19 protein-coding genes are annotated in these 19,507 nt (G+C 44.3%); 7 read left to right on the top strand and 12 right to left on the bottom strand.

What is annotated here, in order from left to right:
* The 5 genes from AC58PV_RS31600 to AC58PV_RS31580 form a co-directional block, all read right to left on the bottom strand.
* A partial coding sequence (locus AC58PV_RS31600; protein ID WP_497436914.1) for an InlB B-repeat-containing protein occupies nucleotides 1-2,166 on the bottom strand: 2,166 nt, incomplete at its 3' end.
* A 174-nt stretch (nucleotides 2,167-2,340) separates the two neighbouring features.
* A complete protein-coding gene (locus tag AC58PV_RS31595) occupies nucleotides 2,341-3,807 on the bottom strand; it encodes an alpha/beta hydrolase (RefSeq protein WP_497436912.1) in 1,467 nt (488 codons plus the stop codon).
* A 34-nt stretch (nucleotides 3,808-3,841) separates the two neighbouring features.
* Nucleotides 3,842-5,089: a DUF4153 domain-containing protein gene (locus AC58PV_RS31590; protein ID WP_497436911.1), complete on the bottom strand. Its 1,248-nt coding sequence runs from the start codon at nucleotides 5,087-5,089 to the stop codon at nucleotides 3,842-3,844.
* Between the two features lie 15 nt (nucleotides 5,090-5,104).
* Nucleotides 5,105-5,320 (bottom strand): helix-turn-helix domain-containing protein, encoded by a 216-nt coding sequence (locus AC58PV_RS31585; RefSeq protein ID WP_497436909.1) that lies wholly within the window; start codon nucleotides 5,318-5,320, stop codon nucleotides 5,105-5,107.
* 9 nt (nucleotides 5,321-5,329) lie between these two features.
* Entirely contained in the window at nucleotides 5,330-5,812 is a 483-nt protein-coding gene (locus AC58PV_RS31580) for a DUF2975 domain-containing protein (protein ID WP_497436908.1), read from the bottom strand.
* Between the two features lie 267 nt (nucleotides 5,813-6,079).
* Between AC58PV_RS31580 and AC58PV_RS31575 the strand changes: the two genes are divergently transcribed.
* The 3 genes from AC58PV_RS31575 (at nucleotide 6,080) to AC58PV_RS31565 (ending at nucleotide 9,336) form a co-directional block, all read left to right on the top strand.
* On the top strand, nucleotides 6,080-7,039 hold the full coding sequence (locus AC58PV_RS31575; RefSeq protein ID WP_497436907.1) for a carbohydrate ABC transporter permease: 960 nt from the start codon (nucleotides 6,080-6,082) through the stop codon (nucleotides 7,037-7,039).
* The gene (locus tag AC58PV_RS31570; RefSeq protein WP_497436906.1) at nucleotides 7,036-7,857 is read left to right on the top strand and encodes a carbohydrate ABC transporter permease; all 822 of its coding nucleotides are present in this window, start codon (nucleotides 7,036-7,038) and stop codon (nucleotides 7,855-7,857) included. The genes AC58PV_RS31575 and AC58PV_RS31570 overlap by 4 nt, the downstream gene beginning before the upstream one ends.
* 87 nt (nucleotides 7,858-7,944) lie before the next feature.
* A complete protein-coding gene (locus tag AC58PV_RS31565; protein ID WP_497436904.1) occupies nucleotides 7,945-9,336 on the top strand; it encodes an ABC transporter substrate-binding protein in 1,392 nt (463 codons plus the stop codon).
* Nucleotides 9,337-9,415: 79 nt separating this feature from the next.
* Here AC58PV_RS31565 and AC58PV_RS31560 read toward each other — a convergent pair whose 3' ends face one another.
* The 4 genes from AC58PV_RS31560 to AC58PV_RS31545 all read right to left on the bottom strand — a co-directional run bounded on the left by AC58PV_RS31560 (nucleotide 9,416) and on the right by AC58PV_RS31545 (nucleotide 12,712).
* Nucleotides 9,416-10,015: a response regulator gene (locus AC58PV_RS31560; RefSeq protein WP_497436903.1), complete on the bottom strand. Its 600-nt coding sequence runs from the start codon at nucleotides 10,013-10,015 to the stop codon at nucleotides 9,416-9,418.
* A complete protein-coding gene (locus tag AC58PV_RS31555) occupies nucleotides 10,012-11,148 on the bottom strand; it encodes a sensor histidine kinase (protein ID WP_497436901.1) in 1,137 nt (378 codons plus the stop codon). The genes AC58PV_RS31560 and AC58PV_RS31555 overlap by 4 nt, the downstream gene beginning before the upstream one ends.
* A gap of 69 nt (nucleotides 11,149-11,217) precedes the next feature.
* Nucleotides 11,218-12,288: a Delta(5) desaturase DesA gene (gene desA / locus AC58PV_RS31550; RefSeq protein WP_497436900.1), complete on the bottom strand. Its 1,071-nt coding sequence runs from the start codon at nucleotides 12,286-12,288 to the stop codon at nucleotides 11,218-11,220.
* Nucleotides 12,289-12,493: 205 nt separating this feature from the next.
* Nucleotides 12,494-12,712, bottom strand: a complete 219-nt coding sequence (locus AC58PV_RS31545) for a helix-turn-helix domain-containing protein (RefSeq protein WP_497436899.1) — start codon at nucleotides 12,710-12,712, stop codon at nucleotides 12,494-12,496.
* A 214-nt stretch (nucleotides 12,713-12,926) separates the two neighbouring features.
* Here AC58PV_RS31545 and AC58PV_RS31540 point away from each other — a divergent pair, with 214 nt between their 5' ends.
* Nucleotides 12,927-13,316 (top strand): helix-turn-helix domain-containing protein, encoded by a 390-nt coding sequence (locus AC58PV_RS31540; protein ID WP_497436897.1) that lies wholly within the window; start codon nucleotides 12,927-12,929, stop codon nucleotides 13,314-13,316.
* Between the two features lie 26 nt (nucleotides 13,317-13,342).
* Here AC58PV_RS31540 and AC58PV_RS31535 read toward each other — a convergent pair whose 3' ends face one another.
* Nucleotides 13,343-14,032, bottom strand: a complete 690-nt coding sequence (locus AC58PV_RS31535) for a metal-dependent hydrolase (RefSeq protein ID WP_497436896.1) — start codon at nucleotides 14,030-14,032, stop codon at nucleotides 13,343-13,345.
* 511 nt (nucleotides 14,033-14,543) lie between these two features.
* On the opposite strand from AC58PV_RS31535, the gene AC58PV_RS31530 reads away from it, so the two are divergent.
* Nucleotides 14,544-15,527, top strand: a complete 984-nt coding sequence (locus tag AC58PV_RS31530; RefSeq protein ID WP_497436895.1) for a 2-hydroxyacid dehydrogenase — start codon at nucleotides 14,544-14,546, stop codon at nucleotides 15,525-15,527.
* A gap of 91 nt (nucleotides 15,528-15,618) precedes the next feature.
* On the opposite strand, the gene AC58PV_RS31525 is transcribed toward AC58PV_RS31530, so the two are convergent.
* Complete coding sequence (locus tag AC58PV_RS31525; RefSeq protein ID WP_497436894.1) at nucleotides 15,619-16,704, bottom strand: threonine aldolase family protein; 1,086 nt, start codon at nucleotides 16,702-16,704, stop codon at nucleotides 15,619-15,621.
* A 108-nt stretch (nucleotides 16,705-16,812) separates the two neighbouring features.
* Here AC58PV_RS31525 and AC58PV_RS31520 point away from each other — a divergent pair, with 108 nt between their 5' ends.
* Both AC58PV_RS31520 and AC58PV_RS31515 read left to right on the top strand, forming a co-directional pair.
* The gene (locus AC58PV_RS31520; protein WP_497436892.1) at nucleotides 16,813-17,112 is read left to right on the top strand and encodes a Rieske (2Fe-2S) protein; all 300 of its coding nucleotides are present in this window, start codon (nucleotides 16,813-16,815) and stop codon (nucleotides 17,110-17,112) included.
* Between the two features lie 79 nt (nucleotides 17,113-17,191).
* Complete coding sequence (locus AC58PV_RS31515) at nucleotides 17,192-17,953, top strand: MerR family transcriptional regulator (RefSeq protein ID WP_497436891.1); 762 nt, start codon at nucleotides 17,192-17,194, stop codon at nucleotides 17,951-17,953.
* 160 nt (nucleotides 17,954-18,113) lie between these two features.
* On the opposite strand, the gene AC58PV_RS31510 is transcribed toward AC58PV_RS31515, so the two are convergent.
* The gene (locus tag AC58PV_RS31510) at nucleotides 18,114-19,502 is read right to left on the bottom strand and encodes an MATE family efflux transporter (RefSeq protein WP_497436890.1); all 1,389 of its coding nucleotides are present in this window, start codon (nucleotides 19,500-19,502) and stop codon (nucleotides 18,114-18,116) included.
* Nucleotides 19,503-19,507 lie beyond the last annotated feature (5 nt).

Below are 19,507 nucleotides of genomic sequence, written 5' to 3'. Positions count from 1 at the left end.
GGTGATGTTTGTAATCACTGGCGACACAACTACTTCTACTGTCGCTATAACGCCATTTGTATTAGTCGTATTCGCCGGCAAACTACCCAACGTTGCCGTAAATGTATAACTCCCCGCAACCGATGCATTGTAGCCATCCGTATCTACCCACGCCGTTACCGGCACCGCAATCGTACCGCCGTTTGCGGTTACACTCGTATGACTTGCCAATAACGCCGCCGTCACTTCTCCCACATTTGCATAGCTTGCCGAGCCCGCCGTCCCAGCAGCTACATCACCAATCACATCAAATGCAATGATATTTGTAATCACTGGCGACACAACTACTTCTACTGTCGCTGTCAATCCGCTTGTATTAGTCGTATTCACCGGCAAACTACCCAACGTTGCCGTAAATGTATAACTACCAGCCACAGATGCATTGTAGCCATCCGTGTCTACCCACGCTGTTACTGGCACTGCAATCGTGCCACCATTCGCCGTTACACTCGCATGACTTGCCAACAATGCAGCCGTCACTTCTCCAGCATTCGCATAAGCTGCAGCCCCGGCCGTCCCAGCAGCTACATCTCTAATCGCATCGAATGCCGTAATATTTATTAAGGCAGGCTCTACAGTTGATATTGCCGCTGCACTTACAATCTCTCCTGCCGACTGTGCCGTTACGCTGATCGTATCGCCTGATGCCAACGTCAAACCTGGCACAACCCAGTTACCGCCAGTTGCGGTTGTTGGGGTCGCTGGTATTCCATTCACGCTCAGCAAGATACTTGCTTCTGCAGCTGCTGTACCTGATACACTCGTGTCTCCTGCACGTATCGTGCCGCTTACCACGGGTGATGCGGTTATGGCCGTCCACTTCGCATAAAGTGTCATATCTGCTGTAACAGGAGTAGCAAAATCGTATACCGTGTTCAATCCGCTGTCGCTGTACCAACCAGCAAACGTATACCCTGCCTTCATTGGCGGAGACGTCGGCTCGGACGTTATACCACCATAAGCCACACTTTGGCTGCTAATAGGCGATCCACCATTACTGTTAAAAGTGATCGTAGAATCAGAATAAACAGTATCACTCCATTGGGCGATAAGGTTAGCCGAATTACCGCCTGCAGTAGTGAATGTTCCACCTGCATACAGAGTGCTGCCCGATGCAGTTAATGCACTAACACTATTGTTAACCCCCGTCCCTAAACTCGACCAATTGCTGCCATCCCATTTGGCTATTCGACTTGCAGAAGCGCCGCCTGCCGTAGTAAATCCTCCACCTGCATATAGCGTGCTTCCCATTATGGTTAATGCACTAACTGAGTTGTCAAAACCCGAGCCAAGACTAGACCAACTGCTACCATTCCACTTCGCTATCCGATTTGCCGAAATGCCGCCCGCTGTGCTGAAAGTGCCACCTGCGTACACATTATTGCCCGATACAGCTAGAGCATACGCATCACCATTCAAGCCTGCGCCAAGACTAGACCAACTGCTGCCATCCCATTTGGCTATACGAACTGCTGATGTCCCCCCTGCTGTGCTGAAACTTCCAGCTGCGTACACATTCGAACCAGATACAGCTAACGCATACACAGTATTGTTAAGGCCCGTACCCAAACTTGACCAGCTTGTCCCATTCCATTTCGCTATATTGGTAACTGGAACACCGCCCGCTGTTGTGAAATTCCCAGCTACATAAACATCCATACCCGACACAGCTATCGCATAGACCGAACCGTTAGTACCTGTACCGAGGTTGGACCAACTGCTCCCGTTCCATTTCGCTATGCTGCCTACTGGATTGCCGCCCGCTGAACCAAAAATGCCACCAGCATAAACATCATTTCCCGAAGCCGCCACAGCAAAGACATAGCTATTAAGGCCCGTGCCAAGGCTAGACCACTGACTCCCATCCCATTTCGCTATATGATTTGCTGGATTTCCACCAGCAGTGGTGAAATTTCCACCAGCATAGACGTCTGTACCAGATACTGCAATCGAACGTATAAACAAGCTGCTAATTCCAGTACCCATACTTGACCACTGACTACTCGCTTGCGCTGATTGATTGCCTGCCAAACCAAACAACTGTACGACTATAGCAATTACCAATACGCTTTTCAAAAAGATCCCATGTACTACTTTTGTGATCCGTTTGTACCTTGTTCTTTGCATGATCTAACCCATCTCCCTCATACCGTAACAATCTTCTTATTTCTTAATAGCTCCAAATATTCTATCAAAACGACCGTTACGCTATCATTAATCTAGGAAATAGGGTCGAACAACGAAAAGCCCCCGATTTCAGTTGAAATCGAGAGCTGCTGGATTGCATATTGGCGAATACACCTATATAAAACGGTCAACGAATTTCATATACCTCTCTGCTTGCCGTAAATCGTTATTTTGTCGGTAATAGTCTGCTGTCCAACGGGCAAGCTCCTCCAGATTATGTTCTACCTTCTCAACATAGGTAAGCAACCAATTGTCGAAGATACTCATGGTGAATGGGTACACCGTTTTCTCTAATATTTCCCGACTGAGCAGCGCTTTGCGCTCCCTAACCGGCTCGTCTATGGTCGTTTGCAGCTTCTCTAGCAGATCAAGCAAATCGCACTTTAGGTTGCCGCGCAAATAGACGTACTCACGATCCGCAACAAGGAGAGGGCTAGCTTCGTCCACATACTTGTCTAGCAAGCTTTTCAAATAGCTGAGCGATACGCGCAGCCTGTTCTTCGCGTTAGTCAAATCCGCCCCGGGCCATAAAGCATCGCATAGCTGCTCACGTGTGACGGAAGGGTGGAACAGCAAATAGACGAGCAATCTTTTGGCGTATCGCTGATTCCACTCTCCTAAGACGACCTGTCGGTTGACAGATACACGAAACGTGCCCATGACTTCGACTTCCAATGCAGTGGATGTTTCATGTTGCTGGCGAACCTGTTCCACGAAATCTTTGATTTGATTTTGCATATGCGCTGACAACTTATCTACGACTCGAACATCGGCAGAATCGCCAACTTTCCGAATATGCTCATCAATCCAATTCGCCACGACAGCCGGCTGATCCAATTGAACCGCGTTAGCTGCATCGGATACGACCAAAAATCGATAATTCTGAAGCAATATGGTCCCTAACGCGAGCACACTCGGCGGGAAAAGCCTATCGTATTCCCCGCCAAGAAACAGCACAGGAAGTTCAACACCTCTAATCTCTTGGGCAGAGATATAGGCTGTGATTTTATCTCGAATTTGAATGTAGTGGTGGAAAGAAACTTGGCTATAAGCTTCATATAATAACGCTTCTTTGCTCGGTGTAACCTGATGGCAAGCCGCACTAAGCAAGCGTTCAGCGACGGGCATGATCGAGTTGCGCTCTCGAATGACTTGCTGTCGATCGCCTGATAATATCGGCATAACCTTAACTGGATAATAGAGCGGTACGGAAAGTAAACAAAGCGATAACACCTTAGCCGGATATTCCCGAACGAATTCCAGACCAATGTAACCACCCATTCCGTGACCGACGAGATGACAACGATCAATTTGATGATAAGCAAGAAGGCCGGCCAAATCTTCGCAAAGCAATCGCCATGTGACCTCTTCCTCACCCATCTGTCGGCTTCTTCCGTGACCTCTTACATCATAAACGAGAATATCATAGCGGGACTGGAGATACGGTATCATCCAATTCCAAATACTTAGATTCGTTCCCAAGCTGTGAATCATAACTAGCGTTTCTACCGGCTGATCGCGGCCGCTCTCTTGGTGAAATTCATAGTACAAAGCATCTTGATCAGTCGGTACGAATGGCACTTCCGTTCACCTCTTAGCTAATTCTTCTAGTACATTACTTAAAAAATAATGGAAACGCAAATGTGACGAAAGCTGCCCATAGTCCGTAGACTGGCAAATACTTCGTAACGGCATCTTGGATCGCCAAAGGTCCGGATTTGTTTCGTAGAAACCGCAGGTAGGACAGCATAATCATAACAAGATGAGCCCAAATCAGAATGTTTATACCTAGAACTGCCAACCTGTTAGGAGAAATCCCATACGAAGAAAGTCTGAACACAATGGCAGACAACGCCACACTATCAATAATCAGAGCAAGGATGATGAGGGCAACATTCATATAATCCGAAATGTTCTTCTTCTCGTCTTTGCCGCTTTCCGTAATCGAGAATATGGTGACGGCCAAAACAGCGAGTAGTACTCCGTTAAAAGAGAGGAGAAAATCGCGGTCTAAGAATGGATTTTTTCCAACCACAATTACCGTAATAAGATAGACCAACAACGTTACCAGAACTAGTGGGCTAAAAATTTTGGCAATATAAGGAGCTATATTCTTGGCTAGCTTAAGATTCCTAGATACAAGGTATACAGCCACGAGTGAGAGCGCAGCAGCACCGAAAATTACGACATTTTCAAAATAAAATTCCGATATATCCATGCCTACAAATTTAAATAACTGCATTGTTAAGCCTGTTAACAACATTCCGCTAATGGCCATGCAGGCGTAGAGTATAGCGAATTCACCATTAAATTTAAGATAGGCTAGTCGTGTACTGCCTTTGCCATACTCATTTCCTGTAAAAGCAAGCCCAACAACGACCCATAAGAATATCGGAAGGTGTATATATACTAGAATGATACTGTCAGTCCACTCTACAGGCAAGAGATTTAAGAATATCCCCGAAATAAGGAAGGACGATGCAAGGGTGTACAAAACCTTTTTATTCGGCACATGATTGGTTACAAAGAAGATAGCCATCAAGAGCAGTATAACAAACACAATATTAATTGGCGCTATGGTGTTATCATCGGCATAATGAAAAAGGATTCTTGTAGTGATCCCAGCTAGAATGGCTAAGATGCCCATGGTTATGAAATCTTTTTGAAACAAAGGGGCTTTCTCTGTACGTATCTTATCCTGAAAATACAACCTGTGATACCACACGCCTAGCACCGGTGAATCCGAGTTCTGTTCCCACGCGTATGTGAATGACTTTCTAAATGCATCCGGTTCTTCTCTATACATTCTCTCCAGCTCATGGGGGTTTGAGATATTATCAATAATGGGATTGTTACTGTTCATGGTTATACCTCCCCTTTAAGGCTGACTTTCCTCTCTGTATTCCAAAATATCGCCAGGTTGGCAATCTAAAGCTTTACAAATCGCCTCCAACGTTGATAAACGAATGGCTTTGGCCTTCCCATTCTTCAGGATTGAAAGATTAGCCATTGTGATTCCTACCCTCTCCGAAAGCTCGGTTACACTCATTTTCCGCTTCGCCAACATCACATCAACATTAATAATTATCGCCATGTTATCACCTCAGACTGTCAAATCATTTTCAGATTTTATATCAATTGCCTCTTGTAAAAGCTTTTGGAGAACAGCAGCAAAAACAGCAATCACCATAGATGCAAAAATCATGACCATGCCAATCACGATGACACCTGGGGCATCGTCTCTCTCCGCAAAGAGATAAAAAAGTGGCATCCCTAACACATACAACCCGCTGATCGTAATTGCACAAAGTTTAATTTTCTTTAAGACATTAACAGATAATTCGGAGAAAGCTTTGTTCTTATCAATGTAGCCTAGCAGTTTAAAAGTCTGGTACAGAGCAATGTAAAAGGGTATCGCCGAGGCATACAAATCAATCATAAAGAGATATTTCAAATACGAATGATCTGGATATAATTCTACTGCATAACTCGCGATCTCAGGCACTGCAAATATACACAATGCAAGCACCGGGATTCCCATAAGAATGACAGCTACCTTCAGAAAGAGTGTTGATCCACGTTCCATAAAAAAGCCCCTCACTTATCATTTGAATTTGATTTGAATTTACCACATTATTTATTGTTTTGCAATAAATAAATGATGATAAATAACACATAGTTATTGTTACAACCACCAAATCCGACTCATTAACCCTTTCTGTAAATCTTTCTAATTTGTAAAGAACAAGAAATATATACAAATTCTTCACTTGAATTTAACATAGGTCAAATATACAGACGTTAATCTAATTAGCGTAGTACTTGCCTACTAATAGTCATGGAGGAGTTTGAAATGAATGTTATGGAAAGAGACTTGCCACACGCAAGAAACATACAAACGAATGCCCGTGCAGCCAACCCACGCAAAGCATTAATCCGTCCAAAGTTGGCGGAGACACTCCTTGGATATGTGTTTTTAGCTCCCTCACTTGCGCTTTTCGCTGTCTTTTTGTTCTATCCCTTGATCCAAACTTTCTATCTCAGTTTACACGAAACGGATCCGCGTGGAAGAGTTGCATCCTTCGTCGGTCTCGATAATTTCACTGCGATATTCACCTCTGAACGGTTCTATCAGAGCTTAGGTGTTACAGGCCTTTTCACGCTACTAACCGTACCTACTGTGATCGTAATTGCACTCCTTCTCGCCGCATTTACGCACAATCCGCTCAAAGGTATGCGAATCTTTCAGTTCATTTTCTCACTGCCGGTTGTTCTTTCTGTCGGAACTTCCGCTGTAATCTGGATGATGCTGTTTCACCCAAGTGTCGGCATGTTGAATTATTTGCTCCACATAGTAGGTTTAGAGCCTGTGGCATGGCTGACCGATCCCAGGTGGGCACTGCTTTCTGTTTCCATGATGACGGTCTGGATGAACCTCGGCTTCACCTATATTGTTCTGTTGAGCGGTTTACAAGGCATTCCAGATGAAATCTATGATAGCGCCAAAATCGATGGATCTGGTCCCGTTCGTACTTTCGTGCAAATCGTTCTGCCCTTACTTTCACCTACCGTATTCTTCGTTACGATCGTGTCCATCATCGGCGCTTTCCAGTCTTTTGGACAAATTCATATTCTGACCAAAGGGGGACCCGTCAACTCTACAGATGTACTAGTCTACTCCCTGTATCAAGATGCTTTTATTAACTTCCGGTTCGGAACAGGCAGTGCGCAAGCCCTTGTCCTATTCACCATCATCCTTATTTTCACGGTCATCCAGTTTAAAGTGTTTGAAAGGAAGGTGCACTATCAATGACCAGTCGTTTGCAACAAACTTTCGTCTACATCTTATTGATCGTCTGCGCCGCACTAGTGCTTTATCCCATTTTCTATACGTTCTCATCTGCCTTGATGACACCAGAGGAAGCGTCCGCTTATCCGCCTCACTTCTTGCCTAGCGGCTTGTATCTCGGTAGCATTCTTGCCGTCTTCAAGCTTGTACCTATAACCAAATTTATTACCAACAGTCTACTCGTATCTATTGTCATTACCGCAGGACAGCTGATTACATCAAGCATGGCCGCCTATGCCTTTACGAATATTCGCTTCATGGGCAAAGCCTTCATCTTTGCGCTCTTCATGGCTACCATGATGATTCCCTGGGAGGTCACCATTATTCCCAACTATCTGACGGTTAAAAAATGGGACTGGCTCGATAGCATGCAGGGGCTAACCGTTCCATTTCTGGCGACCGCCTTCGGTACCTTCCTCTTGCGGCAATTTTTCTTACAGCTGCCCAGAGAGCTGTTTGAAGCGGCACGCATCGATGGATGCGGTCACTTTCGGATGTTCCTTCGAATCGTGCTTCCACTTGGACGCCCAGCCTTGGCAACGCTAGCTGTTTATGCCTTCTTGAATGCATGGAACATGTATCTATGGCCGCTGCTCATCACGAATAGCGAGGCCATGAGGACCGTGCAAATTGGTATCGCCATGCTGCAATTCGAAGAATTGACCGTATGGAACTTGGTTCTAGCAGGTGTAAGCATCGTTATACTGCCATCCCTCTTGTTGCTCGTCCTAGGTTTAAAACAGCTTGTTCGCGGACTTACCGCAGGTGCGGTAAAAGGTTAGTAAGGGTTGATGGCCACTCTGTCCAGTTATCACGCTGAAACAGATTTCCATATATTTTAGAATAGAGATAAGGGAGAGAAATAGAAAATGAAATCATTGAAAACAAGAAGTTCCATCCTTGCTATGACTGCATGTATGGTGTTGTTAACAAGCGCTTGTGGGAAAGCTGAAACAACAACTTCAGGAAATACGACAGAAACCAAACCAGCAACAAGTACGGCAGCGGCAGATGTCAAGAAACCAACTGAACCCGTTAAAGTGATCTGGTGGCATTCGATGAGCGGAGAGCTAGGCAAAGCCGTCGATAAATTAGTAGCAGATTTCAATAGCTCGCAGAAGAATGTTCAAGTCGAAGCCGTCTTCCAAGGTACCTATGATGAAAGTATCAATAAAATGAAAGCATCCATGGATACCAAAAGCGGCCCTTCCCTCATTCAAGTGTACGAAATCGGCTCCCGCTTCATGATCGATTCCAAAGCCATTACACCTGTTCAGAAATTCGTTGATGCGGATAAATTCGATCTTTCTCAGCTGGAAGAAAACATTCTAAATTATTATAAAGTAGATGGCAAACTAAATTCCATGCCATTCAATACATCTAACCCTATCTTGTATTACAACAAAGATATGTTCAAAGCTGCCGGACTTGACCCAGAGAAACCACCAACTACGTATGAGGAAATCACGAAAGCTTCACAAGCTCTCAGCAAAGATGGGAAATCAGGTTCTTCCTTTGCCATCTACGGCTGGTTTATGGAACAATTCTTTGCTAACCAAGGCGTGGAATACCTCAATAATGGGAATGGTCGTACCGCATCTGCAACAGAGTCCCAGGTCAACAATGAAGCTGGTGTCAAAACACTCTCGTGGTGGAAAGACATGGTCGACAACAAAACGTCTGCAAACCTTGGCCGTAAAACTGATGATACCAAAAAAGCTTTCTTAGCTGGCCAAATCGCGATGACATTGGATTCGACAGCTTCACTTCGCGGTATTGTAAGCGGCGCTGAAGGTAAATTCCAAGTAGGTACAGGCCCGCTTCCTAAGCCATCCGATGCCAAAGAAGGCGGCGTTGTCGTTGGTGGTGCGAGTCTTTATATCTTGAATAACAAGACAGAAGCTGAACAACAGGGCGCTTGGGAGTTCATTAAATTCCTTACGACACCTCAAACACAAGCGTGGTGGAACGTGAATACGGGCTACTTCCCAATTACGAAAAAAGCGTATGACGAAACCATTATCAAAGAAAACCTTGCGAAATACCCGCAATTCCAAACAGCCATTGATCAATTGCACAAAACGAAAGCCAACACAGCAACACAAGGTGCAGTAATGGGTGTCTTCCCAGAAGCTCGTCAAATCGTCGAAACAGCCATTGAAGAAGCTCTTACTGGTAAAAAAGCACCAAAAGAGGCGCTGGATAATGCAGCTAAGAGTATTACAGAGAAAATTGGCGCTTATAACAAAACTGTGAAATAACTGCAAAATACCCATAGACTGGACACCTTTCATCAAAGTGTCCCGTTTATGGGTATCTTTTTCACCTTTCGGAAGCCTGTCATTTGAACCAGCCCTTCTCTTTGAAACGCATAATAGCCTCAATACGGTTACTGACATTGAGCTTATCGAGAATAACGGAGATGTAGTTGCGAACAGTACCTCTTGTTATGAACATGTGATCCGCGATTTCTTTCGTATTTTTGCCGTCGGCGATGAGGTTTAACACTTCCTTTTCCCTCTCGGTCAACGGATTTTCTTCCTTGTATGTCTCATCGACCAACTCCGAGGCATAGATTCGCCTGCCGGCCATGACACTCCGAATCGAGGTTGCCAATTCCTCGCTAGGACTGTCTTTTAGCAAATATCCGTTGGCCCCTGCTTTCACAGCTCTTTCAAAATACCCATAACGAGCAAATGTGGTCAATATAATGACTTTGCAACCCAAACCCTTCAGTTCCTCTGCTGCATCCAAACCGTCCATGATCGGCATCTCGATATCCATGACGCAAATATCTGGCTTATGCTGTTTAACTAACTTCACAGCATCCTCACCATTGCTTGCTTTACCAACGACCTGCATATCCTCTTCCAAATCAAGTAGGGATGCAAGTGCGCCGAGCAGCATGCGTTGGTCTTCGGCAATCACAATTCGAATCATTGCTGCACCTCCCGTTCTGGTGGTATGATGGCATTCGGCACTTTGATAACAATGATGGTTCCATTGTCTGAGACGATTTCCATACAACCATTTACAAACTCAAGTCGCTCTTTCATGCCCCGTAATCCATTGCCAAGTAACACAAGACATTCTTTCGACATGCCAATCCCGTTATCCCCGACCTTAATGATGAGATCACTTGGCGAGGGTTCAATGGAGATCGAACACGTCGTTGCCGAGCTATGTTTGATAATATTCGTAACCGATTCCTTCAAACACATGCTCAGCACATTTTCATTGATTAACGATGTGTTGGTTAACTTCGGATCACCCTCAAGAACGAGGTCAATCTCTGCCGCGTTCAGTATCTGTTTGATCCGGAAAATCTCTTCCACCAGTCTCGTTCCGCGCATTTGCGTGACGATTTCGCGAACTTCTTTTAACGCTATTCTAGCTGTCTGCCGAACATCATTGATTTCGATTTGTGCTTGCGCCGGATTCTTGCTAATTAACTTCCCAGCCAAATCGCTCTTCAAACCGATTAATGAGAGCTTCTGACCCAATGTATCATGTAAATCGCGAGCAATTCTTTGACGCTCTTCAAGCTTGACCAACTCGGAAATCCGTTTATTCGCATCCTCTAGTTGCCCCTGCAGCTGCTCACTCCGATTTCGGTTGAATGTGGTGACTGGAATGAGAATAACGGCAATTACACTAATGATGATAAAAGGCAACTGGTCAAAATAAATAGGATTCTGGGCTACCAACCCATAGTTAATCGTGACAATCGTCGTTACTAGATGAATACAGTACAACGTAATAAATCCTGCCTTACTTTTCATGGTGCCAATAAAAAAAGCTAAGAACAGAGAGAAATACACATAGCTGAATACGACAGACATGATAATCGAAATAATAATCTGTACGCTAGTCCAGAAGTAGACAATCCAACCTTTGGAAACAAAGGACAGCACATAACAACTAAAGAAAACCATAATCATGATTATGCCTAATACAATGTGGTAGGTCGTTGAAGAACGAATTATGAAATAAAAAGGGAGGATATAGAAGACAACCCACACATACGGACTAAGACCGGTGTTTTTGTGAAAAATTTGATACCACTTTTGCATAGTCCGCTTATCCTCTTTTTCCTCAACATAGATTTACTTATATTTTAGCACAAACAAGTAACGATGTGTTTATTGCCCTTGTAAGCTCGATTTACTGAGTTTGACTTTTAATTGGCTAGCCACAGGATCATGCTTATCTTCCTTATGGTGCAACTGTTTACTATTTTTATAACCGACGAACGTTTTGTTACGCTCATCCCACAGACGAAATCGCAGCGATTTCAAGCTAGTGCTGATCGTAATGGTTGTTGCTTTCTGAAGCGGAGGTGTTGCATCATGCGCCTTCTCCAAATTATAATTGGGCACTTTCGGACTCAAATGATGAACATGATGAAATCCAATGTTGCCAGTAATCCATTGCAGAAGTTTCGGCAATTTATAATAGGAGCTTCCATCTACCGCGGCTTTGACATAGCTCCACTCATCTTCATTCTCGAAGTAAGAGTCTTCAAACTGATGCTGCACATAAAAAAGCCAGATTCCTAACAAACCCGCTACGAACATAATTGGCGCTTGGATCAGAACGAAGGACTGCCAGCCCACTAACCAAATCAGTCCCCCATACAGCGCAAGAATGGAGACATTCGTCAAATACGTACTGATTCTTTCTTTACGTCTTGCACCTTTCGTATTAAAGCGGTTCGTAATTAGAAATAAGAAGACGGGACCCAGTCCGAACATAATAAAGGGATTCCGATATAATCGATAAGCCATACGAACCCATCTAGAAGCTGCCGCATATTCCTCGACGGTAAGCACCCACATATCACCTATGCCTCGTTTCTCGAGGTTACTGCTCGTTGCATGATGGATAGAATGACTATTCTTCCATTGTTGATAGGGAAAGAGTGTAAGAATACCCGTAATCGTACCGATAATTTCGTTAGCCCTACGACTCTTGAAGAACGATTGATGACAACAATCATGGAATATGATAAAAGTTCGTATGACGAAACCGGATGCGATGATCGTAATCGGCAGCGTGATCCAGAAGGAAATCGATAGGCTTAGATACGCAACTACCCATAGTACCAAGAGTGGTCCTAATGTGTTAATTAGCTGCTTAATACTAACCCTCGTATTGGATACTTCATAAGGGGCAACCTGTTTTTTTAAGTTAGTTAGTGTGGATTGTGTCATCTTCTAGTTCCTCCTCGATATGATGCGCAGGACATGTAAGCGAATATCAGTTGTTGTTTCCTATCTTCATTATAGATATCGCTTTCAATTCGTTGCAGTCATAAACATCATGTAGTGGGCATGACATATGTCATATAGGGCGAGAAAGCATCATAAACAAAAAAACCGATGCTCCCCACTTAAGAGGACATCGGTCTTTCAATTATCAAGCAATATGGATATGAAAAAGCTCCTCTATCTCCATCTCTAACACTTCGCTTAATCGCTTCGCGGTTGATGGACCTACTGATTTAATCGAACGTTCAAGTAAACTTATGTACGCATGGCTCACACCTGAGTGCCTTGCTAAATCTCGTTGCGAATAACCTTTCAGAACTCTTGCCTTAATGAATGCATCTGTCTTCGCTTTAATTTGAATATGCATCAGCGTTGAATGTCAATCCCCCATCCTCACTTCGTCCTATCTAAAAGTATACCTCATTTATTCACTAATGCAACAATAAAAGTTTACATTAGTAATCAAGTGAGCGAGCATCGATATTTAAAGTTTCGAAACTCCATGATTGTAATTACTATAGTAAACTGATAGTATTATAACGTTTACTAATGTTTACTTTACGAAGTGAGGATGAACAGACATGTACTTTTACGATAAATTACGAGATATGCGCAAAATGAAAGGCTTCACCATCCGCGAGTTAGCTGATCGCTCAGGCGTTTCCGCGGCATACATCTCACAACTGGAGAATGGCAATCGCGGAATTCCTTCTCCCGACGTCCTGATGAAATTATCTGAAGGACTTAACACATCTTACTCGGAGCTAATGGATATTGCGGGCTATCTCGAGTCCTCACAAACGAACCAACAGTTTGAAAGCAATCCTGTAAACCTGCGACGTTTCCTTCGCGAAAATGAGCTGATGTTCGATGGCATTCTTTTAACGCCAGAAGATAAAGAATGGGTAGAGCGGATGCTCACCGTCTTATTCTGGAAAGAGCGTCAATTGAATAAGGAGTCCGAAAGTTGAATCTATGATGTAGGGGACCTACTCGATTACAGCTTAATTTGTTGCCCCGGTGACATTACGATGCCTCTAATTCCTTCTTCTTCCAATTTTGCAACAAAGGCATCCGGATCTTGTGCAATCAATGGGAATGTATTATAGTGCATCGGGACAACGGTTTCCGCTTTCACATATTTCGCAGCGATTACGGCATCTTCCGGTCCCATCGTAAAGTTATCCCCAATTGGCAGAAAAGCCAGATCAATCTCGTTCATTTTGCCAATCAACTTCATATCTTTGAATAACCCCGTATCCCCAGCATGATAGATGGTTTTCCCCTCTACCATAAGCAAGAATCCACTCGCCATGCCTGTATAGATATTCTCTTTGGTACCCGGTGGATTATACGAGGAATCGTGAAACGCTAGGGTCAATTTTACTTTACCAAAAGGAAACTGAAATGCCCCGCCGATTCCCATCCCGTGCGTCTTAGCCCCTTCGAATCCTAAATATCGAGCCAAATCATTAGGAGCAATTACAGTGGCATTATTGCGCTCCGCGATGGATAACGTGTCCCCAACATGATCCCCATGGCCATGAGTAACAAGGATATAATCGGCCTTGATGTCTTTCGCTTTGACCGTTGCTTGCGGATTACCCGTTAAGAATGGGTCGATAATCAAGGTGTGCTCCTTCAGTTGAATCTCGACGCAGCTTTGTCCATGGAAAATAATGTTCACAAATTTCAGCTCCTCTAGGTTAATATGTCCATTTTATCATAGGTACCTTAGCGAATTAAAATTATCCCATGCTCCTATGGGAATTGACGTGGTTAGCTTGGTGCGGCGGGTTCAAGTTGGCTTGGCTGCATAGCGAGCACCGTTAACTGTAAAATGTACAGCTATTTCAAGCAAAAAATGTGATTACTCGCGTATAAATGGAAAATATACAGCTAATCTCTTCGAAAGTAGCCAAATTCTTAAAATGTGAGGGAATTAGCTGGAGAAAATCCAGTTATTCTGAAACAGAGCCCATTTGCGAGCAATTTAGATGCAGGAAATCCAGTTATTTGCTTTACGATCCCCCCTACATGCCCCAAATGGGCAATGAATCTCGTACTCTAGTAGATTTAAATATATTAATCCGATAAGTTTAGCTATAATGTAACAGACTACTTATAATTTACTTTGACTGCCAGTCACAGGATCCCATCACTTCATATGCCATTAGGAAACCCAAGGAGGAATACGCATGTCGACCAAGCCTAAAATACTCGTAACCCACAAATTACCGGAATCCGTTCAAGATTATTTGAATCTCCATGGAGATTGTAAATTTTGGAATCAGGAAGGCAGTATGCCTCGGAGTGTCATCTTGGACAAAGTCTCTGAAGCGGAAGGAATCTTGGGAGGTACAATTGACAAGGAACTGTTAAGCTGCGCACCGAAGCTGCGTGTAGCAAGTACCTCTTCCGTCGGGTATAACCATTTTGATATAGATGCCATGCGATCTCATGGTGTTATTGGTACACATACTCCTTATGTCTTGGACGGCACTGTAGCCGATCTGGTTCTCGCTCTCATGCTGAGTGCAGGGCGCAGAATCGCAGAACTGGACGCTTATGTGAAACAAGGGAAATGGGAGAAGGGAACGAGCGGTACGGAATTGTTCGGAGTGGATGTTCATCATTCGACGCTCGGCATTATCGGGATGGGACGGATTGGCGAAGCGATTGCCCAGCGAGCTGTGTTTGGCTTCGATATGAAACTCCTCTATCATAGCCGCGGTCCCAAGCCAGAAGTAGATGAGCGATTCAATGCCCGCTACTGCGAGCTGGATGAGTTGCTAAGTGAAGCCGACTACATTGTTGTGATGACACCTTTAACTCCAGAGACGAAGCATCTGATAGGTGAGGAGCAGTTTAATCGGATGAAGTCATCGGCTATCTTCATCAATGCTTCCCGGGGAGCAACGGTAGACGAGCAAGCGTTGATTAGAGCGCTTCAGCAAGGGAAAATTCGAGGAGCTGGTTTGGATGTCTTCGACGTCGAGCCAACGCCTGCCGATAACCCATTGTTAGCCATGCCGAATGTGGTTACCTTACCTCATATCGGTTCAGCGACTTCAAGAACGCGTAATGATATGGCTGAGCTTGCAGCTAAGAATCTTGTGGAAGCTTTGAACGGCCGTCAAGCTTATGTCGTTCAGGAACTTAAGGATTTGGTTCATAATTAACGTGTAGCATCCTATTACCGCGAGACGATATGCAAAGGATCCTCACAGCCTGAATGCAGGCATGAGGATCCTTTTTTTTACATATACATATTCACTCCAGCATCGTCGCCAACTGCTCAAACGTCAGCCTCAGCTTGTCCTTCGGAATTTGCGCGAATGCATCACCAATACTTACTTCGAACGAGCAGCCCCCTTCGCTAGATTCGCGCAGATAATGAATTAAGCCCACATCCGTCTCCGCATATAAGCCAATTAGAATCGGCTCAAGCTTCTCCTTGGGCATTGCGATATAAACATGGAACATATTCGTCACTGGAACCCGCGGCAAGGTAGTTACGAGAGGACAGCGATTATATAACGAAGCAAGCTCCACGGCTTCTTCATAGTATTGGCCCATTTTCGGCTCACGGCGCTTGAAATAGTAGCTTGCGCTGAGGTAGTACGGATATAGAGAGATCAAATCGCCGCCATGCCGCCTTTTCCATACCTTCGATTTCGCCATAAACGTCTCATCACCAGCTAGAATCGCACCGGCAACACCGCCGATCCCTTTGTAGAAGGAGGTATACACACTATCAAACAGCGCACACAGCTCTGCCGCTGACTTCTGATAGTACGGCAGCACTTCGTACAACCTTGCCCCGTCCAGATGCAGCTTGATCCCCTGCGCCCGACAATGCGCCGAAATCGCAACGAGTTCCTCAAACGGTGGTAATTCACCACCAATTTCACGCTGCGGCAACTCAATTAAGAGACATGCGATTCCTTCCTTCAGCTCAAGAATCTCATCCAATCGAATCAAGCGATTCTTCTTGCCAAGTAGAACCGTTTCAATCTGATGCAGCTCTTTCAATCCATCCTCTTCATGGATTTCCAAGTGGCTTAAGGGATGATACGCGACCTTCCGAATTCCCTTCTCATCACACCAAATGCGTAAGGCAATCTGCTGTGCCATCGTCCCGCTGGGGAAGAATACAGCCTTTTCTTTGCCGAGATACGCGGCCATTTCTGCCTGAAAATTCTCTATACTTTCGCCAGTTCCATACATATCATTCTCAAGCTTGCCATCTAAATCGTCTAAGGCATCTTTTAAAATTTGAATGTTCTTCCGGCCGTGCCCACCTACTATATACGAAGTTTTGCGAAAAGCTGCTGCTAATGGAGATACTGTAGTCATATGGATCGTGCTCCTTTTAAATACCAGTGAAATAGAGAACTTTGGTGTAATTTGAATTATAATGAGATTATGTTGTCAAAAGAAAATTATTATACAGAGGTGTCTCCTATGAATGAAATTCTCCTAGGTTCTAAGGATCAGTTTACGGCCAATCCGTGTGAAGTTGAATTAAATGGCTTCCGATTTTTCCTAACTGAGACCGATGGTGTCTACTCACTGCTTTCTAGTCGTTGCCCTCATGCAGGTTATGGGGTTGAACTTGAGAACGGCGAGCTTGAATGCCCGCTGCATGGTTGGACTTTCGAGGTGCATACAGGGCGGTGTCATAATGTACCGAATGCGAAGCTTCAATGCTTTGAAGTGACAGATAGGGAAGGCATGCTGTACGCTCAAATCGTCATGACATAGCTCTATTTTAACATGCGACAAAAGTATTGACATTCACGTTACGTAAACCCTTAAAGTAAAGGTGTCAGGAGGTGATGGGATGGAATACACAGTACAGCACTTGGGAAAGTTGGCAGGCATCAGCACCCGTACACTTCGCTATTATGATGAGATTGCACTTCTTACGCCGGCAAGAATCAACTCTTCAGGATATCGCATTTATGGGCAGCATGAGGTGGATCGATTGCAGCAGATTTTATTTTATCGGGAGCTTGGCATTCCGCTGGAGCAAATCAAAGACATTATGTCTTCCCCTGCGTATGACGGAACCCGTGCACTGATGGACCATCGCGAACAGCTTCTCGACAAGCGAAGACAATTGGATATCCTCATTGCCAATGTCGAACAAACCATTGCTTCCAATGAAGGGAGACTAACCATGTCGAATACAGAGAAGTTTGAAGGTTTCAAAAAAAAGCTAATTGATGAAAACGAGCAAACCTATGGGAAAGAAATTCGCGAGAAATACGGCGATGATAAAGTCAATAAGAGTAATCAGAAACTACAAAATATGACGCAAGCGCAGCACGAAGAGGTGACACGCTTGGCGGAAGAAGTTGCGCAAACCTTAGCAGAAGCTTTCAAGCAAGGAGATCCCGCAAGTGAATTAGCACAAAAAGCAGCTGATTTGCACAAACAATGGCTCATGTCCTATTGGAGTGAGTACAGTAAAGAAGCGCATGCAGGTCTTGCCCAAATGTATGTGGATGATGAACGATTCAAAGCCTATTACGATGTGAATCAGCCAGGTACGGCAGAGTTCCTAAGAGACGCAATCCACATCTATACAGGGGTACACTAGCACGTTTTCTATGATTTCATGCAAACATCCAATTCTTTTACAAGAAATTGAATATAGTATGATTACCAGCCGCCAGCCACAACCCTCATGTCATCTTTCTCATAATACGAGAAGAAGCCTAGAACTCTCTCATCAAGAGTTCTAGGCTTTTTCATATCCATTAAGCCGAATGAGCCAATGCCTCGCCGCTTCCGCTTGGTTTAACCAATGATTTACTTTGCCATACACGGCTTCTCCAACGCAGATACATCAACAAACCCCTCACCCACTCATCGACTGTAAAAGCAATCCATACACCGAGCAAGCCCATCTCAAGATGAATGCCGAGATAGTAGGCTAATGGAACAGCAATCCCCCACATGGAGACAACGCCCATCATCACTGGGAATCTAGCATCACCAGCAGCACGTAATGAATTGATAACAACTAAGTTAAATGTTCTACCTGGTTCTAGAATGATAGAAAGCAATAGAATTGTCGATCCCATAGCAATGATATCGGTATTATCGGTAAATAGTCCGAGCAGTTCTTTACGGAAGATCGACGTAACGCCCACGATGACGAATGTCAGAACAAACGTAATTTTCAAGCTTCGGATCAATTTATGATAAGCCGCTTGGAAAGCCCCAGCACCTACCATGTGCCCAATAATAATTTCTGTCCCCATGCCAATGGCCATACCCAGTGCCATGAAGTAATTGGTCACATTCATTACGTACACGTGGGCACTTAATGCGGTTGCTCCGATGATATTGATAAAGCTGAAAATCATTAAATATTGGGACTGCCATGAAATATGTTCCCCTGCGGAAGGCAATCCAATACTAAGGATCTGCTTCACAATTTTCGACTTGAAGGTCACATAATGCTTAAGAAGAATAGGAACTTGCAATCGACGGTACAAGATAATAACTAGAACTATAAGTCCTAGCAGCCGACTTACAACCGTTGAAACAGCCGCCCCAGTTACTCCCCACTCAGGAAATCCTAGATTCCCGAAAATCAGGAGACTGTTACCCACAATGTGAATCACATTAACCCCCAACGTAACGAACATCACGTCTCGGGTCTGACCATTGGAACGCAATACGGATGATATCGCATACGACAATGCTTCAATCCATATAAAGGCAGAGATAATCGTTAAATACTTCTTGGCAATCGCAATTTGCTGAGGATCTAAGTGCATCACATGCATTAACGGCTCACCAAATACAACTAATGCAATACTTACCAGAATCCCGAAAATCAGATTAATCGTAATGGCTAATGCTGAAATTCGACTTGCTTCCTTCACCTTGCCTGCCCCCAGATGCTGAGCAACAGCCACACTCGTCCCTATACCTACGAAACCAAACATCAGAATACAGAACACGATGATTTCATTCGCCAAACCCACGGCTCCTGTTACTTCATCCGAAATTCGGCTCAACATGAAGACATCCGCAGTACCTAACATCATACGTAAAACTGAGTCAATAAAAATCGGCCAAGTGACTGCGAATAGACGGAGTTTTTGCCACGATGCTGTTGAATCTATGTCTTTCATTCGTC

The organism is Paenibacillus sp. J22FR83 (assembly GCF_059691955.1).
This window is presented reverse-complemented; position numbering and strand designations above follow the sequence as displayed.

Bases quoted from the DNA above. Each gene is read 5' to 3' on its own strand.
- AC58PV_RS31575 (WP_497436907.1), top strand. From the start codon at position 6,080: ATGAATGTTATGGAAAGAGACTTGCCACACGCAAGAAACATACAAACG.
- AC58PV_RS31555 (WP_497436901.1), bottom strand. From the start codon at position 11,148: ATGCAAAAGTGGTATCAAATTTTTCACAAAAACACCGGTCTTAGTCCG.
- AC58PV_RS31580 (WP_497436908.1), bottom strand. From the start codon at position 5,812: ATGGAACGTGGATCAACACTCTTTCTGAAGGTAGCTGTCATTCTTATG.
- AC58PV_RS31570 (WP_497436906.1), top strand. From the start codon at position 7,036: ATGACCAGTCGTTTGCAACAAACTTTCGTCTACATCTTATTGATCGTC.
- AC58PV_RS31510 (WP_497436890.1), bottom strand. From the start codon at position 19,502: ATGAAAGACATAGATTCAACAGCATCGTGGCAAAAACTCCGTCTATTC.
- AC58PV_RS31565 (WP_497436904.1), top strand. From the start codon at position 7,945: ATGAAATCATTGAAAACAAGAAGTTCCATCCTTGCTATGACTGCATGT.
- desA (WP_497436900.1), bottom strand. From the start codon at position 12,288: ATGACACAATCCACACTAACTAACTTAAAAAAACAGGTTGCCCCTTAT.
- AC58PV_RS31590 (WP_497436911.1), bottom strand. From the start codon at position 5,089: ATGAACAGTAACAATCCCATTATTGATAATATCTCAAACCCCCATGAG.
- AC58PV_RS31525 (WP_497436894.1), bottom strand. From the start codon at position 16,704: ATGACTACAGTATCTCCATTAGCAGCAGCTTTTCGCAAAACTTCGTAT.
- AC58PV_RS31540 (WP_497436897.1), top strand. From the start codon at position 12,927: ATGTACTTTTACGATAAATTACGAGATATGCGCAAAATGAAAGGCTTC.
- AC58PV_RS31515 (WP_497436891.1), top strand. From the start codon at position 17,192: ATGGAATACACAGTACAGCACTTGGGAAAGTTGGCAGGCATCAGCACC.
- AC58PV_RS31560 (WP_497436903.1), bottom strand. From the start codon at position 10,015: ATGATTCGAATTGTGATTGCCGAAGACCAACGCATGCTGCTCGGCGCA.
- AC58PV_RS31520 (WP_497436892.1), top strand. From the start codon at position 16,813: ATGAATGAAATTCTCCTAGGTTCTAAGGATCAGTTTACGGCCAATCCG.
- AC58PV_RS31585 (WP_497436909.1), bottom strand. From the start codon at position 5,320: ATGGCGATAATTATTAATGTTGATGTGATGTTGGCGAAGCGGAAAATG.
- AC58PV_RS31530 (WP_497436895.1), top strand. From the start codon at position 14,544: ATGTCGACCAAGCCTAAAATACTCGTAACCCACAAATTACCGGAATCC.
- AC58PV_RS31545 (WP_497436899.1), bottom strand. From the start codon at position 12,712: ATGCATATTCAAATTAAAGCGAAGACAGATGCATTCATTAAGGCAAGA.